The 14,991-nt window shown below is 69.9% G+C and carries 14 protein-coding genes and 1 tRNA gene; 11 read left to right on the top strand and 4 right to left on the bottom strand.

The annotated features are described in order from the left end of the window. Positions 1–72: 72 nt before the first annotated feature. Positions 73–1,074 carry an EamA family transporter gene (locus tag BBA86_RS06035; protein WP_065570735.1) on the top strand — a complete coding sequence of 334 codons (1,002 nt, stop codon included), beginning with the start codon at positions 73–75 and terminating at the stop codon, positions 1,072–1,074. Here BBA86_RS06035 and BBA86_RS06030 read toward each other — a convergent pair. Then, a complete protein-coding gene (locus BBA86_RS06030; protein WP_065570734.1) occupies positions 1,022–1,495 on the bottom strand; it encodes an Lrp/AsnC family transcriptional regulator in 474 nt (157 codons plus the stop codon). The two genes, BBA86_RS06035 and BBA86_RS06030, sit on opposite strands and share 53 nt — an antisense overlap. 177 nt (positions 1,496–1,672) lie before the next feature. Between BBA86_RS06030 and pdhA the strand changes: the two genes are divergently transcribed. Genes pdhA through BBA86_RS06010 form a run of 4 tightly spaced genes read left to right on the top strand, consistent with a single transcriptional unit; the run spans position 1,673 to position 6,292 of the window. Beyond that, complete coding sequence (pdhA, locus tag BBA86_RS06025) at positions 1,673–2,794, top strand: pyruvate dehydrogenase (acetyl-transferring) E1 component subunit alpha (protein ID WP_065572201.1); 1,122 nt, start codon at positions 1,673–1,675, stop codon at positions 2,792–2,794. After that, entirely contained in the window at positions 2,791–3,801 is a 1,011-nt protein-coding gene (locus BBA86_RS06020; protein ID WP_065570733.1) for an alpha-ketoacid dehydrogenase subunit beta, read from the top strand. Before pdhA ends, BBA86_RS06020 begins: the two co-directional genes overlap by 4 nt. Beyond that, the gene (locus BBA86_RS06015) at positions 3,798–5,129 is read left to right on the top strand and encodes a dihydrolipoamide acetyltransferase family protein (RefSeq protein WP_065570732.1); all 1,332 of its coding nucleotides are present in this window, start codon (positions 3,798–3,800) and stop codon (positions 5,127–5,129) included. The genes BBA86_RS06020 and BBA86_RS06015 overlap by 4 nt, the downstream gene beginning before the upstream one ends. A gap of 8 nt (positions 5,130–5,137) precedes the next feature. After that, on the top strand, positions 5,138–6,292 hold the full coding sequence (locus tag BBA86_RS06010; RefSeq protein ID WP_083199629.1) for an acyl-CoA dehydrogenase family protein: 1,155 nt from the start codon (positions 5,138–5,140) through the stop codon (positions 6,290–6,292). Between the two features lie 15 nt (positions 6,293–6,307). Here BBA86_RS06010 and BBA86_RS06005 read toward each other — a convergent pair whose 3' ends face one another. Together BBA86_RS06005 and BBA86_RS06000 are read right to left on the bottom strand one after the other, a co-directional pair. Further along, positions 6,308–6,913, bottom strand: a complete 606-nt coding sequence (locus BBA86_RS06005) for a histidine phosphatase family protein (RefSeq protein ID WP_065570730.1) — start codon at positions 6,911–6,913, stop codon at positions 6,308–6,310. A 28-nt stretch (positions 6,914–6,941) separates the two neighbouring features. Next, entirely contained in the window at positions 6,942–7,787 is an 846-nt protein-coding gene (locus BBA86_RS06000; protein ID WP_065570729.1) for a Sir2 family NAD-dependent protein deacetylase, read from the bottom strand. Positions 7,788–7,863: 76 nt separating this feature from the next. Between BBA86_RS06000 and BBA86_RS05995 the strand changes: the two genes are divergently transcribed. Beyond that, complete coding sequence (locus BBA86_RS05995; RefSeq protein ID WP_065570728.1) at positions 7,864–8,655, top strand: TrmH family RNA methyltransferase; 792 nt, start codon at positions 7,864–7,866, stop codon at positions 8,653–8,655. A 2-nt stretch (positions 8,656–8,657) separates the two neighbouring features. Here BBA86_RS05995 and BBA86_RS05990 read toward each other — a convergent pair whose 3' ends face one another. Beyond that, positions 8,658–9,500: an SGNH/GDSL hydrolase family protein gene (locus tag BBA86_RS05990; protein ID WP_065570727.1), complete on the bottom strand. Its 843-nt coding sequence runs from the start codon at positions 9,498–9,500 to the stop codon at positions 8,658–8,660. A gap of 99 nt (positions 9,501–9,599) precedes the next feature. On the opposite strand from BBA86_RS05990, the gene BBA86_RS05985 reads away from it, so the two are divergent. The 5 genes from BBA86_RS05985 (at position 9,600) to BBA86_RS05965 (ending at position 14,973) form a co-directional block, all read left to right on the top strand. After that, complete coding sequence (locus tag BBA86_RS05985) at positions 9,600–11,444, top strand: DEAD/DEAH box helicase (RefSeq protein WP_065570726.1); 1,845 nt, start codon at positions 9,600–9,602, stop codon at positions 11,442–11,444. A gap of 80 nt (positions 11,445–11,524) precedes the next feature. Further along, positions 11,525–12,628, top strand: a complete 1,104-nt coding sequence (locus tag BBA86_RS05980; RefSeq protein ID WP_065570725.1) for a VIT1/CCC1 transporter family protein — start codon at positions 11,525–11,527, stop codon at positions 12,626–12,628. Positions 12,629–12,733: 105 nt separating this feature from the next. Further along, positions 12,734–12,818 (top strand) — tRNA-Leu (locus tag BBA86_RS05975). 147 nt (positions 12,819–12,965) lie between these two features. Further along, a complete protein-coding gene (locus BBA86_RS05970) occupies positions 12,966–13,952 on the top strand; it encodes an ABC transporter ATP-binding protein (RefSeq protein WP_020097476.1) in 987 nt (328 codons plus the stop codon). After that, positions 13,945–14,973 (top strand): ABC transporter permease, encoded by a 1,029-nt coding sequence (locus tag BBA86_RS05965; RefSeq protein ID WP_223247035.1) that lies wholly within the window; start codon positions 13,945–13,947, stop codon positions 14,971–14,973. Before BBA86_RS05970 ends, BBA86_RS05965 begins: the two co-directional genes overlap by 8 nt. Positions 14,974–14,991: the final 18 nt, after the last annotated feature.

Raw genomic sequence — 14,991 nt, 5'->3', positions numbered from 1 at the left:
CGCCGTCGGTACTGTCACCAGTGTAATGGCCTTTAGCTCATGACGTTTCGATCCCATCCGCGAGGAACCCACATGACCCGGACGCTTCCCGAGAGGGTGCCGCCCTCCGCCGCCAGCGGCGCGGTGCCGTCTCGAGGCCTCCTTCTCGCCGTTGCGAGTGCGCTCACCTTCTCCGTCAGCGGGCCCATCGCCAAACCGCTGCTCGAGGGCGGTTGGTCGCTGGCCAGCGTCCTCGCGATCCGGATGGGGGTGGCGGGTCTCGTGCTCTCGCCCGCCCTCGTGCGCACCCTGCTGCGCCGCCCCGATTTCCTCCGCGCGCACGGTGTGTCGCTCGTCGCATTCGGGCTCATCCCGGTGCTCGGCTGCCAAGTGTTCTACTTCTCCGCGCTGCAACGGATGCCGGTGGGCGTCGCGCTCCTGATCCAGTACCTCGCACCGGTCATGCTCGTGCTGTTCGTCTGGGCGAGGACACGCCGCGCCCCGTCGCGCATCGTCGTCCTCGGATCGATCGTGGCGATGATCGGTCTCGTCCTCGTCGTCGACGTCTCGGGCGCCAGGTTCGACGTGCTGGGCACCGTCTTCGCGTTGCTGGCAGCGGTCTGCGCGTGCGTCTACTTCGTGATGAGTGAGCGAGCGGGTGACGATCTTCCGCCCCTCGCTCTCGCCGCCGGCGGTCTGCTCGTAGGGACGGTGACGATCCTCGGGCTGGCTGCCATCGGCATCCTCCCGCTGACGGGTTCCGCCGCGGCGGTCGATCTGCTGGGAGCGACGGTGTCGCCGCTCGTTCCCCTCGCTCTCGTCGGGCTGTGCACGGCGGCGGGGTATGCGCTCGGGATCATGGCCGTCCCGCGGATCGGGTCCAGGCTCGCGTCGTTCGTCGGGCTCTCGGAGGTGCTCTTCGCCCTGAGCTTCGCGTGGCTCCTGCTGGGCGAGGCGCCAGCGGCGGTGCAGTTCATCGGAGGCGCGCTGATCCTCGCGGGCGTCGTGCTCGTCCGGGTGGAGGAGCGCGCGCCCGCGGATGTCAGCTCTCCCGCCGAGCCGCTGCCAGGAGAGGTCGCACCCGGTACCCGATGACCTCGCCCATCGCGAGGGACGTCTCGGTGCGTTCGACGCCGTCGATCGCGAGGATCCGGGCATCGATGTCGAACAGGTGCTGCGTGTCCCGTGCGGCGACGCGGACCAGGAGATCCACGGGCCCACTCAAGCCGTGGCACTGCACGACCTCGGGGATCTCCTGCAGCTCGGCGGTGATGCGCGGCAGGTCGGCCTGCCGGACCTGCACGTGGAGGATCGCGTCGATCGCGTACCCCAGCGCGGCGGGGGACATGGCACGCTCGAAGGAGAGGAAGACTCCCGACCGCTCCAGCTTGGCCATGCGGGCCTGCACGGTGTTGCGGGACAGCCCGAGTCGTTCGGCCAGCGCGACCACGGTGGCGCGATGATCCTCGGCCAGCGCGTTCAACAGCTCGAGGTCCACGTGGTCCAGGGCGCTCATAGTGCCACACCATAGCAGTAGGGTTTCCAGCTGCTTACGCATCCTGCTCAATGTTCTTCGCGATGCTTGAGCGAGGTGCGATGTCGGCTTAGTCTCGCAGCATCCGGCGACGAGGCCGGTGTTCTGCGCCGGTCGTCCGTCCACAAGACGCGCGTCCGCGATCAGAGAGGGACGATGATGACCGACACTCTGACCCCCGCCGCCGCGCTGGCGAGCGATACCGAGGATGTGGCCCGCCTGCTCGACCATGAGGGGCGCCGCGTGCGAGACGAGCGGCTGGGTCCGTGGGCCGCCGACGTCGACGCGCCCATGCTGCGTCAGGTCTACCGCGACATGTTCCTCTCCCGCCGGCTCGATGCCGAAGGCGTCGCCCTCCAGCGCCAGGGGCACCTCGGCCTATGGGCACCGGCGCACGGGCAGGAGGCCGTCCAGGTCGGCACCGCATGGGCCTGTCACGACGACGACTTCCTCTTCCCGAGCTACCGCGAGATCGGGATCGAGGTCGTCCGCGGCGTGCAGCCGAAAGACTTCGTCATGGTCTGGCACGGAGCGCAGCACGCGAGCTGGAACCCGTTCGACGTCCACGTCGCGAACCCGCAGATCATCATCGGGGCGCAGAGCCTGCACGCCGTCGGCTATGCCATGGGCATCCAGCGCGACGGCGGCGATCAGGTCGCGGTCGCCTATTTCGGCGATGGTGCGACCAGCCAGGGCGACGTCAACGAGGCGATGATCTTCGCCTCCTCGTACGGCGTCCCCGTCGTCTTCGTCTGCTCCAACAACCAGTGGGCCATCTCCGAGCCGGTGCAGCTGCAGTCGCGGACGCCGATCTCGCACCGCGCGCCGGGCTTCGGCATCCCGAGCATGCGGGTCGACGGCAACGACGTCCTCGCCTGCATCGCGGCGATGCGCTGGGCCGCCGATCACGCGCGGAGCGGACGCGGTCCCGCCTACCTCGAGGCCGTCACCTACCGCGTCGGGCCGCACACCACCTCGGACGATCCCACCCGCTACCGCGACGCCGACGAGGTCGCGCACTGGAAGGCCCGCGATCCGCTGGCGCGCGTCGAGTCGTACCTCCGTGCCCTCGGTGCATTCGACGACGCCTTCGCGCAGTCGCTGACAGCGGATGCCGACCGGTTCACCGCGGCGATGCGCGCCGCCGTCGTGGGTGCCACCGCCCCCGACGCGCTGCGGGTCTTCGACAACGTGTACGCCGAACCGCACAGCGGCCTGGACGAGCAACGGGCTCGGTTCGCCCTGTACCTCGACGGATTCTCGGACGGGGGCACGCGATGACCGAACTGACGATGGGGAAGGCCCTCACCGCCGCGATGCGCCGCGCGCTCGCCGACGACGACAAGACCCTCGTGATGGGGGAGGACATCGGACGCCTGGGCGGCGTGTTCCGCATCACCGACGGACTGCAGTCCGAGTTCGGCCCGCGTCGCGTCGTCGACACCCCGCTGGCGGAATCCGGCATCGTCGGGACGGCGGTAGGGCTCGCCTTCCGCGGATTCCGACCGATCGTCGAGATCCAGTTCGACGGTTTCGTCTATCCCGCCTTCGATCAGATCGTCAGTCAGGTCGCCAAGCTCCACTACCGGACGCAGGGGCGCGTGAAGATGCCGATCACGATCCGGATCCCCTGGGCCGGCGGCGTGGGTGCGGCAGAGCACCACTCCGAGTCGCCCGAGGCCTACTTCGTGCACACCGCCGGACTCCGCGTCGTGGCGGTGTCGAACCCGCAGGACGCGTACACGATGCTTCGACAGGCGATCGCGAGCGACGACCCGGTCGTCTTCTTCGAGCCCAAGCGGCTCTACCACGCGAAGGGCGAGGTCGACCTCGACGCCGACATCGCCGACGCCGCTCCGCTCGGCCTCGCGCGGGTGGTCCGCGAAGGCACCGACGCCACCCTCGTGACGTACGGCGCGCAGGTGACGACGGCTCTGGACGCCGCGCTCGCCGCCGAAGACGAGGGGATCTCGCTCGAAGTGATCGACCTCCGCTCGCTGTCTCCGGTGGACTACGGCACGGTCGCGGCATCCGTCCGTCGGACCGGCCGGGTCGTCGTGACGCACGAGGCGTCCCGCGAGGCAGGCGTTGCGGCGGAGGTGATCGCCAGCATCACGGAGAAGTGCTTCCACTACCTCGAGGCGCCACCCCTGCGGGTGACGGGTCACGACATCCCCTACCCGCCGGCGAAGCTCGAGCAGCATCACCTCCCCGACCTCGACCGCATCCTGGATGCCGTCGACCGGGTGCTGGGCCGCCCCTCGGGCGTTCCGGAGGTGACCGCGTGATCACCGAGTTCCGTCTCCCCGACCTCGGCGAGGGCCTGCGCGAAGCCGAGATCGTGCAGTGGCACGTCGCCGCCGGCGACCAGGTCGCGCTCAATCAGACGATCGCCGAGGTCGAGACCGCCAAGGCCGTCGTCGAGCTCCCGTCGCCGTTCGCCGGAACCGTCTCGGCACTTCATCACGCGGAGGGGGACGTCGTGCCGGTGGGCGAGGTGCTTATCGCCTTCGACGTCGCCGGAACGGAGACGGATGCCGCAGCGGCACCGGCCGCCGAGGCGAGACGCGAACCGAACCTCGTCGGGTACGGCGCCGCGCCGCGGAGCGACGCCCGCCCGCAGCGTCGAGCGCGCGCCGGGGCAGGCGGCGACGTCGTCGACCTGGCCGTCCGCGAAGCGGCTCCGCACGACGCGATCGCGCCCAGCGCTCCCGAGCGCGAGCCGCGCGAGCGTCCGCGATCCACGCCGCCGGTACGGAAGCTCGCCAGAGATCTCGGGGTCGACCTCGACCTCGTGGCCGCTCAGGGGATCGATGGTCTGATCACGCGGGAGGACGTCGAGTCCTACGCGGCCCGCACGTCGCCGGCACCGGCCGCGACGGCACCGGCATCCACCGGCTCTCCGGCGAGCTCGATGTCGGACCAGCGGATCCCGATCCGCGGCGTCCGCAAGCACACCGCGGAGGCCATGGTGCGGTCCGCCTTCACCGCACCGCACGCGGCGACGTTCCTGACCGTCGACGTGACGGCATCCGTCGTATTCGCGGCGGGACTCCGCGCCGATCGACGTTTCGCGGACGCCCACGTCGGGATCATGGCGGTCGCCGCGAAGGCCGTGTGCCTCGCTCTTCGCCGGACCCCCGAACTCAACGCGACGTGGGACGAGGCGGCGGGCGAGATCATCCGCTTCGGGCAGGTAAACCTCGGGATCGCCGCGGCGACCGACCGCGGGCTCGTCGTGCCGTCGGTGAAGGATGCCGGGACGCTGTCGCTCGTCGATCTCGCCCAGTCGATCCGCACCCTCGCCGACACGGCACGAGCGGGGAAGGCGACGCCCGCGGATCTGTCGGGCGGTACCTTCTCGATCACGAACTACGGCGTGTTCGGCGTGGATGCCGGGACCCCGATCCTCGTCCCCGGGGAGGCCGGCATCCTCGGCCTCGGCGCGGTGCAGCGGCGTCCCTGGGAACACGAGGGAGGCGTCGCCCTGCGCGACGTCATGACTTTGAGCCTGTCGTTCGACCACCGGCTGGTGGACGGGGCCGAAGCGGCCCGGTTCCTCACCGACGTGGCCGACGTGTTGCGTGAGCCGGGAAGAGCGATGGTGTTCGCATGAGTCTGCCGATGACGGGATACGACCTCACGGAGGAGCAGGTCGAGTTGGCGGGGCTCGTCCGCTCGTTCGCCGACGAGGTGGTCGCGCCGGTCTCCTACGAGGCCGACCGTACGAAGACCCTGCCGATGGACGTCGTCGCTCAGATGGGCGACATGGGGCTGTTCGGGCTGCCGTTCCCCGAGGAGGTCGGCGGCCAGGGCGGCGACTACGTCACCCTCGGGCTCGCCATCGAGGCGCTGGCGCGCGTGGATCAGTCGATCGCGATCACGCTCGAAGCGGGCGTGAGTCTCGGCGCCATGCCGATCTTCCGCTTCGGGACCGACGCGCAGTGCGAGGAGTACCTGCCCGACCTGCTGGCCGGGCGCGCGCTCGCAGGCTTCGGGCTGACCGAGCCGGAGGCGGGATCGGATGCCGGGGCCACCCGGACGACCGCGCGCCTCGACGGCGGCGACTGGGTGATCGACGGCGCGAAGCAGTTCATCACCAACTCCGGCACCTCCATCACCCGCTTCGTGACGGTCACCGCCGTCACGAGTGAGCAGGGCGCCGCGACGCGCGAGATCTCGACGATCATCGTCCCGCACGGCACGCCGGGGTTCACCGTCGGGCCCGCGTACGACAAGGTCGGCTGGCACGCCAGCGACACGCATCCGCTCGTCTTCACAGGCGCGCGGGTGCCCGAGGCCAACCTCCTCGGCGAGCGCGGGCGCGGGTTCGCGAACTTCCTCCACATCCTCGACGAGGGCCGGATCGCGATCGCGGCGCTCGCCACGGGGGCGGCGGAGGGATGCCTCGAGGCGGCCGTCGACTACGCCAAGAGTCGCGTCGTGTTCGGCGAGACGCTGGGGACGCGCCAGAGCATCCAGTTCATGCTCGCGCGCATGCAGCAGCGCGTCCACGTCTCACGGCTCGCCTGGCTGCACGCTGCCCGCCTGCGCGACGCGGGGCGTCCGTTCAAGACCGAGGCCGCCATCGCCAAGCTCACCTCGAGCGACGCGGCGATGGACAACGCGCGCGACGCGACGCAGATCTTCGGCGGCAACGGGTTCATCAACGAGTACCCCGTCGCACGGCACTTCCGCGACTCGAAGATCCTGGAGGTGGGGGAGGGGACGACCGAGGTGCAGCTGCTCCTCATCGCCCGGTCGCTCGGGCTCGCCTGAGCCGGGGCCGGCCGCTCAGACGGGAAGCGCCGACGAGGTCAGGAGCGACAACCAGTCGTCCTCGACCCGGAAGGTGTGCGCGGAGCCGTTCGCCAGCTTGTGGCCCGGCTCTGGGTACTCGCCCGAGGTCGCGTGGGAGATCACGGTGCGGATGAGTGCGCCGTGGGCCACCGCGATGACGTGCGGTTCGTCGGGTGCGACCACCGCGCGGGCATCGGCCACCGCCTCCTGGATCCCGCGCAGTGCTCGGGCCGTGACCTCGGGCCACGGTTCGGCGCCCGGTACCTCGGCGCTGTGCCACGGCCCCCAACGGTCGAGGACTTCGGTGTCGGTGAGACCCTCGGCATCCCCGTATCCGCGCTCCCGCAGTGCGGGGTAGGCGCGCGGCTCGGGGAGGTCGAGGATGGCGGCGATGACGCGGGCGGTCTCGTTCGCGCGCGACAGATCGCTCGAGACGACGACGGTGGGCGTGCCCCGATCGAGCCTCTCCGCGAGGGCGAGTCCTGCGGCGCGAGCCTGCTCCCGCCCGGTGTCATTGAGGGGGATGTCGGTCGACCCCTGGATTCGACGGGTGCGGTTCCAGTCGGTCTCGCCGTGGCGCACGAGGGTGAGAAGGGTCACCGGACGAGCCTACGACGAGGCGGCAGCCTCACCGGCCGGCGAGCTCCCGGCCGAGGACCGTGAGAACCTCGGACGTCCCCGCGTCGATCTTGACGGTGGCGCGGGGGTCGCCGCGCGTCTCGCCTCGGTTGACGATGACGACCGGCAGCCGCCGGCGGCGGGCACGGTCCAGAAGGCGGATGCCGGAGTTCACGACCAGGGAGGACCCGGCGATCAGCAACGCGGTGCTCGAGCGGACCAGCTGCTCGGCTTCGCGGAACTTCTCGAGCGGGATGTACTCACCGAAGAAGACGACCTCGGGCTTCAGCATCCCACCGCACACGGAGCAGTCGGGGATGACGAAACCGTCGCTCGCGCCGGGGAGCACATCGCCGTCGGGACCGAGTTCGACGTTCTCGGGCACCGTGATCCAGGGGTTGTCGCGCTCGATCCGGACCGCCAGGTCGCGGCGGTCGAAGACCTGGCCGCAGTGCAGGCACGACACCCGCCGCATCGTGCCGTGGAGTTCGACGACACGTCGGCTGCCGGCTCGCACGTGCAGACCGTCGACGTTCTGCGTGATGACGCCCGAGGCGATCCCGGCCTGCTCGAGTGCCGCGAGCGCCCGGTGCCCCTCGTTGGGGGCCGCGGCGGCGAACGTCCGCCACCCGAGATGGCTGCCGACCCAGTAGCGCCGTCGTGACGTGTCGTCGGCGAGGAACTGCTGAGCCGTCATGGGGGTCCGGACGGGAGCGCCCTTGCCGCGATAGTCCGGGATGCCCGAATCCGTCGAGACACCGGCACCGGTGAGCACGGCGACGCGGTGTCCGGCGAGCGCGTCGGCCGCGCGTTCCACGGCCGCGGTCGTCGCGGCATCCAGGTCCAGCACGCTCATGGCCCTCCTCAGGGGATCGAGCCTACGCCGTCGCCGTTTCGCGGAGGTCACAGAGGGCGCGTGACAGCATGGAACCATGACGACGATCCGCATCGACGACCCCGCGGATCCGCGGCTCGCGGACTACCGCGGTCTCACCGACACCGCCCTGCGCCGGATCGCGGAGCCGGCGGGCGGTCTGTACATCGCGGAGTCCGCGAAGGTCATCTCCCGCGCCGTCGCCGCCGGGCACCGGCCGCGGTCCGTGCTCGTGCAGGAGAAGTGGGTCGACGACGTCGCGGTTCTCGCGGGTGATGCTCCCGTCTACGTCGTCCCCGACACGGTGGCCGAACAGCTCACAGGGTTCGCGGTGCACCGCGGCGCACTCGCCGCCATGCACCGTCCCGAGCAGCCGGACCCGGTCGCGCTGCTCCACGGCGCACGTACGATCGTCGTCCTCGAGGACATCGTCGACCACACGAACGTCGGGGCGGCGTTCCGGGCGGCGGCCGCGTTGGGCGCCGACGCCGTGCTCGTCTCGCCCCGGTGCGGAGACCCGCTCTACCGCCGCAGCGTCCGAGTCAGCATGGGGACGGTCTTCCAGGTGCCGTGGGCGCGCCTTCCCGAGTGGGATGCCGCGGCATCCCTCTTCGCATCAGCGGGAGTGCACCTGGCCGCACTGGCGCTGTCGGACGACGCCGTGCCGTTGGACGACTTCGCCGCGGCTCGGCCCGACAGGCTGGCGATCCTCATGGGGTCGGAGGGTGACGGGCTCTCCACCGAAGCGCTCGCCGCAGCGGACGCGATCGTCACGATCCCGATGTCCCGGGGCGTCGACTCGCTCAACGTCGCCTCGGCCGCCGCGGTCGCTCTCTGGGCCCTGCGCTGAGCTCAGTCGCCGGACGGCGTCGACGAGAACGGCAGCGCGTCGGGGCGCTTGGCCGTGACGTGGTCGCCGGAGGACTGGTGACGCAGACGCCGCAGCACCCAGGGCACGAAGTGCGTCCGCGCCCAGACCAGGTCGTTTGCCCGGGCCGCGCGCCACGTGGTCGGCGGCAGGGCCTCCGGTGACATCGGCTGCAGGTCGTTGGGCACGTTGAGTGCCCGGAGCACCATGCGCGCGACCTCGTGGTGCCCGAGCGAGTTGTAGTGCAGACGGTCGTCGTCGAAGAAGCGCATGTCCTGCACCTCTTTCAGGGCCCACTGGTCGGCGACGATGCAGTCGTAGCGGTCGGCGATCGCCCGGATGTTCTCGTTGTAGATCGCGACGCGCCCGCGGATGCCGCGGAAGACCGGGGTGAACTCGGTGTCGATCGCGGTGAAGACGAGCAGCGTCGCCCCCTGAGATGACAGTCGAGCGACGGCATCCTCGAACAGCTCCGCGACAGCATCCGGGTCTCCCTGCGGTCGGATGACGTCGTTGCCGCCGGCCGAGATCGTGATGAGGTCCGGCTTCAGGGCGAGCGCGGGCTCGATCTGGGCGTCGACGATCTGGCGGATCAGCTTGCCGCGGATCGCGAGGTTCGCGTACGCGAAGTCCTCGACCTGGGAGGCGAGGACGGCGGCGACGCGGTCGGCCCAGCCGCGGTGCTCTCCGGCGCGATCCGGGTAGGGATCGCCGATGCCCTCGGTGAAGGAGTCGCCGATCGAGACCATCCGTCGCCACGGGTGGGCGGTCGCATTCGGGATGTAGGGCGAACGGTTCTCGTCCGACACCTGGTCGTTCTCGCGCATGGCACCTCCGCATCGAGGCTACCCGTCGGCGTTCGGCTCCTCGATCCCGGCATCTCCATGTCGGGACCGGGATTAGGGTGGATCGACGTGACGAGCGAGATGACGAGCGAAGAGGGGACTGGCTCCGACGAGCCCCACTTCGGGAGTTTCGCCGCCGAGCACCTCTCTCCCGCCTTCCCGCAGCGCGCTCCGTGGGGAACGGCGCAGAACCTCCGGGCGTGGCAGGCCGAAGCGCTCGAGCAGTACTTCGAGATGGACGGCCCCGACGGGGTCGGCGGCGGTCCGCGCGACTTCCTCGCCGCCGCGACCCCCGGCGCAGGCAAGACCACCTTCGCCCTCCGTCTCGCGAGTGAGCTGCTCCGTCGTCGCATCATCGACCGCATCATCGTCGTCGCCCCGACCGAGCACCTGAAGACCCAGTGGGCGGATGCCGCGGCCCGTGTCTCGATCCGCCTCGACCCCCGGTTCAGCAACAAGCACTTCTCACCGGCGCGGCACTACCACGGTGTCGCGGTCACCTACGCGCAGGTCGCGGTCAAGGCGTCCGTCCACGAGCGACTCGTGCTCGACTCCCGCGCCCTGGTCATCCTCGACGAGGTGCACCACGGTGGTGACGCGCTGAGCTGGGGCGACGCGCTCCGCGAAGCCTACGGCCGGGCGACGCGGAGACTCCTGCTGTCGGGGACCCCGTTCCGCAGCGACACCGCTCCCATCCCGTTCGTGGAGTACCACCCGAACGAGAAGGGCATCCGGCTCTCGCGAACCGACTACAACTACGGCTACGGTCGGGCGCTGGCCGACGGCGTCGTCCGTCCCGTCCTCTTCCACGTCTACGCAGGTCAGATGAAGTGGCGGACGAAGGCGGGGGACGAGTACGAGGCGCACCTCGGCCAGGACAACACGAAGGACATCAACTCGCAGGCGTGGCGGACGGCGCTGAACCCGGAGGGGGAGTGGATCTCGGCCGTCCTCCGATCCGCCGATCGTCGTCTCACCGAGGTGCGTCAGGACGTCCCGGATGCCGGTGGTCTCGTCATCGCGACGGATCAGACGGCGGCCCGCGCCTACGCGTCGATCCTCCGCGACATCACCGGCGAGCCGACGACCGTCGTGCTCTCCGATGACAAGGCCGCGTCCGGTCGCATCGAGACCTTCGGCCAGTCCACGACGCGGTGGATGGTCGCCGTCCGCATGGTCTCGGAGGGCGTCGACGTCCCGCGCCTCGCCGTGGGCGTCTACGCCACCAGTGCCTCGACGCCGCTGTTCTTCGCGCAGGCGATCGGACGTTTCGTCCGCGCACGCCGCCGCGGTGAAGCGGCATCCGTGTTCCTTCCCAACGTTCCGCCGCTGCTCGCCCTTGCGAACGAGATGGAGCGCGAACGCGACCATGCTCTCGACCGCGAGGAGAGCGACGACGACGGCCTCGAGGATTCGCTGCTCGAGGAGGCCGAGCGCGAGGACAAGGCGTCCGATTCGCTCGTCGAGGAGGGCAGCTACCAGGCGCTCGGCTCGACGGCGCACTTCGACCGGGTGCTCTACGACGGCAAGGAGTTCGGGCAGCTCGCCGTCCCCGGCACACTGGAGGAGGAGGAGTTCCTCGGGATCCCCGGGCTCCTCGAGCCGGAGCACGTGCACGAGCTGCTGATGCAGCGGCAGTCCCGGCAGACGCGCCATCGCCACGCGCGCGAAGCGAAGGAGAAGACGACCGCCGACGCCACCGGCGAACCGGAGAACACACTGCCGCCGGCGCTCCACCGCACCCTCCGGGAGCAGCGACAGCTCCTCAACAGCCTCGTGGGGCTGTACGCCCGTCAAAGCGGCGAGCCGCACGGCGCCGTTCACGCCGAGCTCCGACGGGTCTGCGGCGGTCCCGAGGTCGCCCGCGCGACGGTCGCGCAGCTGCAGGCGCGCATCGAGGTCCTGCGCAAGCGCGTGCACTCCTGATCCCTTCGGATCCCCGAAATGCTGGCAGTTCCGAATTCCGGCCGGTCTGTCGGCGGTGTGCTGGCTACCGTGAAAGGGACATGAGCACGACGAATGCGACGCCCGTTCCCGACGCCACCCCTCGAGACCGACGGCGGTGGGCCGCGTACCTCGCAGACGAGCGGGCGGAAGCCCGTGTGTACCGCGAGCTCGCCGCGCGCAAGAACGGGGAGGAGCGCGACATCCTCGCGTCCCTCGCCGATGCCGAAGGGCGCCACGAAGCCCACTGGCTGGAACTCCTCGGCGGCGAACCTGCGCGGCTGCCGAGCGCGTCGATACGGACGCGACTGCTGGCCACGATGGCACGTCGATTCGGGTCGATCTTCGTGCTCGCCCTCGCGCAGAACGCCGAGAACCGCTCGCCCTACGACGACGATCCCCACGCGACGCCTGCCATGCGCGCCGACGAGAAGATCCACGGCGAGGTGGTTCGCGGTCTCGCAGCCCGTGGGCGGATGCGGCTGTCGGGTACCTTCCGCGCCGCCGTGTTCGGTGCCAACGACGGTCTCGTGTCCAACCTCGCCCTCGTCATGGGCATCGGGGCGACGGGTGTGGCGCCGCAGTTCGTCCTCTTCAGCGGCATCGCAGGCCTGCTGGCCGGCGCCCTGTCGATGGCGGCGGGGGAGTTCGTCTCGGTCCGCTCCCAGCGTGAGCTGATCGAGGCCACCCACCCCAACAACGACACCGACCACGTCCTGCCCGACCTCGACCTCGACGCGAACGAGCTCGCCCTCGTGTACCGGACGAGAGGACTCGGGGAGGACGAGGCGCTGGAGCGGGCACGCCAGGTCGTCGCCACGGCACAGGCGAGCGACCGCGCCGTGCCGTACCGCCGCGCCGCAGAGCCGCCCGCCGACCTCGAGTCCGTCGGCTCCGCGTTCGGGGCCGCGGCATCCAGCTTCGCGTTCTTCGCCTCGGGTGCCGTCATCCCGGTGCTGCCGTGGATCTTCGGGCTCTCGGGCCTCGCGGCGGTCGCTCTTGCACTCGCCCTCGTGGGCTTGGCGCTGCTCCTGACCGGAGCGACCGTCGGTCTGCTCTCGGGTGCACCGCCCCTTCGCCGCGGACTGCGTCAGCTGGCGATCGGCTTCGGCGCGGCGGCGATCACGTACGTGCTGGGTCTCCTGTTCGGCGTGTCCGCCGCGTAAGCGGCGCGGGCAGCCTGCCCGATTATTCGCACCGCCCAGAACGTGCTACTGTCGATCCTCGGTTGCGAAACCGAAATCCCGGAGGAAACAAAGGGAAAAAACTCTGCGCGGGTGGCGGAATAGGTAGACGCGCTAGCTTGAGGTGCTAGTGCCCGAATAGGGCGTGGGGGTTCAAGTCCCCCCTCGCGCACAGAGGAAGAAATGGGTCCCGAAAGGGGCCCATTTCTCGTTTCGGATCGGTGCGGTGTCGCTGACGAGGCACCTCTCCCCTGTGAGGGGGAGAGGCGTCATCCCCGTGGGGGAGGCGTTCTCGAGCGCCTTGCCCTGGACTGTGGACATGGACCGCGATCCCGCCCTGCCCGCTCTCACGACCATCGACCGCGAACGTGCGTCGGTGGTGTCGGTGAGGCGGCTGACGAAGCGGTACGGACGGCGCACGGCGCTCGACGACGTCGACCTCGAGATCTCCCGAGGAACGGTCGTCGGCATACTCGGGCCCAATGGTGCCGGCAAGTCGACTCTGCTGGAGACCGTCGCCGGCTTGCGGGCATCGACATCGGGGGAGGTCTCCGTCCTCGGCGTGGATCCTCGACGGGAGCGACGTCAGACCACCCGGCGCGTGTCGGTGCAACCGCAGTCAGCCAGCGTGTTCGGATACCTGTCCGTCCGAGAGACGGTCAGGTTGTACGCCTCGTTCCACTCGTCCCATCGGGACGTTGCGCAGGTGATCGCCGACCTGGGCCTCTCGGAGCAGGTCGATGTCCGCGCACGCGACCTCTCGGGTGGTCAGCTGCGACGCCTGCTGCTCGCGGTCGCCATCATCGGCATTCCCGAGATCGTCATCCTCGATGAGCCGTCCGCCGGGCTCGATCCCGAGGCGAGGAAGCACCTGCTGGAGCTCATCCGATCGCTCGCCCGGGACGGCACCACCATCATCTTCTCCACGCACGACATGGCCGAGGCCGCCCAGATCTGCGATCGAGTCGTCATCGTCGTCGCCGGACGGATCCGGGCAGATGGGCCGCCCGCAGAACTCATCGACGGCGGGAGATCGACGCTGACCTTCGACGTCGTGAGCGAGGAAGCTCTGAGTCGTACACGATCGGTGCTCCCTGCCGACACCGTGACGTGGTCCCAGGATGCTCGAGGATTCCACGTCAGCCACGCGACAGCCGACCCGGATGGGGCGTTGGAGTTGTTGACGCGGGATCGTCAGATTCGCGGCCGGTCCTATCGCGTCGTGAGTCCCACGCTGGAAGATCTCTACCTGTCGATCGTCCGGGATGCCCGTGAGATCGACGAAGGGCGCGACGGCGATGCCTGACACCGCGAGATACGAGCCGCGCTCTGCGTTCGTGGAGCTGGCGACGGCTAGCGCCAAGGACCTCTACCGGGACCGAAAAGGCGCGTTCTCGATCCTGTTCACCTTCTTCTTCTTCTTCCTGCTGATCATCGGGCTCAACTTCGTGGTCAACGTCGGCGGCCGAGCGGATCCGGTGGTCGTGATCGACAGCGCCGTGCCGCAGAGTGCTCCGATCGCCCGCGAACTGGAGTCGGCCGGCATCATGGTGGCCGAAGAGGAGGAAGCCTCGGCCAACGTCACGATCGCCGCGGCGCGCAACGGTGTCGCCATCGTCCTGGACGCCGAGGCGGACCCGCAATGGCTGGCGGTGGCGGCGGCCGTGGAGCGCACCGGGACTGCCTACTCGGTCACGGACACCGACGGTGAGGTGTGGATCGACCTGCTCCGGGCGAACCTCGCTGCGTTGTCGTGCATCGGGCTGCTGGCCATCACCTTCATCGGAACGTCCGTTCCGCTCACGAGGATGCGCGAGAACGGCACCCTCCGTCTCCTCGGAACCACGCCCGCCAGCAAGTTCACCTTCATCGCCGCCCTCACCCCCTCGCGCCTGATCTTCGCGCTGTTCGTCATCGTGACGATCCACGCGACCTCGATGATCCTGGGATACTCGCAGCTCTGGCAGCTCTTCCGCCTCCTGTTCACGATGCTGCTCGGCGTCGCCATGTTCTTCGCGCTCGCCTATCTGCTCGCGTCTCGGACGCGGCGCGCGGAGACGGTGAACAATCTCGCCGCCGTGCTGCCGGTGATGGCGATCTTCGCTTCGGGGTCCGTTCTGCCCTCCCACCTCATACCCGAGCCGGTGACGTGGGTGCTCAACTGTCTGCCCACCACCTGGTACATGCGCGCCGCCGCAGCCGACCTCGCGGGTGACGCGACCAGCGCAGGGCTCCTGTTCCTCTACTGGGGGCTGATGCTCGTGACGACGCTCGCCGCCGGCATCCTGGCGGCTCGGCTGTTCATCTGGGACGACCGCGAGCGGTGAGCATGACGCGGCGCGCGG

This window comes from Microbacterium oleivorans, assembly GCF_001691565.1.
GTDB classification, from domain to species: domain Bacteria; phylum Actinomycetota; class Actinomycetes; order Actinomycetales; family Microbacteriaceae; genus Microbacterium; species Microbacterium oleivorans_B.
Note: the sequence above shows the minus strand (reverse complement) of the source record. Positions and strands in the feature narration are given on the sequence as shown.

Coding starts and splice junctions, on each gene's coding strand:
- BBA86_RS06035 (WP_065570735.1), top strand. CDS start 73: ATGACCCGGACGCTTCCCGAGAGGGTGCCGCCCTCCGCCGCCAGCGGC.
- BBA86_RS06000 (WP_065570729.1), bottom strand. CDS start 7,787: ATGAGCGTGCTGGACCTGGATGCCGCGACGACCGCGGCCGTGGAACGC.
- BBA86_RS05990 (WP_065570727.1), bottom strand. CDS start 9,500: ATGCGCGAGAACGACCAGGTGTCGGACGAGAACCGTTCGCCCTACATC.
- BBA86_RS05980 (WP_065570725.1), top strand. CDS start 11,525: ATGAGCACGACGAATGCGACGCCCGTTCCCGACGCCACCCCTCGAGAC.
- BBA86_RS06010 (WP_083199629.1), top strand. CDS start 5,138: ATGACGGGATACGACCTCACGGAGGAGCAGGTCGAGTTGGCGGGGCTC.
- BBA86_RS06030 (WP_065570734.1), bottom strand. CDS start 1,495: ATGAGCGCCCTGGACCACGTGGACCTCGAGCTGTTGAACGCGCTGGCC.
- BBA86_RS05965 (WP_223247035.1), top strand. CDS start 13,945: ATGCCTGACACCGCGAGATACGAGCCGCGCTCTGCGTTCGTGGAGCTG.
- BBA86_RS05985 (WP_065570726.1), top strand. CDS start 9,600: ATGACGAGCGAAGAGGGGACTGGCTCCGACGAGCCCCACTTCGGGAGT.
- BBA86_RS05995 (WP_065570728.1), top strand. CDS start 7,864: ATGACGACGATCCGCATCGACGACCCCGCGGATCCGCGGCTCGCGGAC.
- BBA86_RS06020 (WP_065570733.1), top strand. CDS start 2,791: ATGACCGAACTGACGATGGGGAAGGCCCTCACCGCCGCGATGCGCCGC.
- pdhA (WP_065572201.1), top strand. CDS start 1,673: ATGACCGACACTCTGACCCCCGCCGCCGCGCTGGCGAGCGATACCGAG.
- BBA86_RS05970 (WP_020097476.1), top strand. CDS start 12,966: ATGGACCGCGATCCCGCCCTGCCCGCTCTCACGACCATCGACCGCGAA.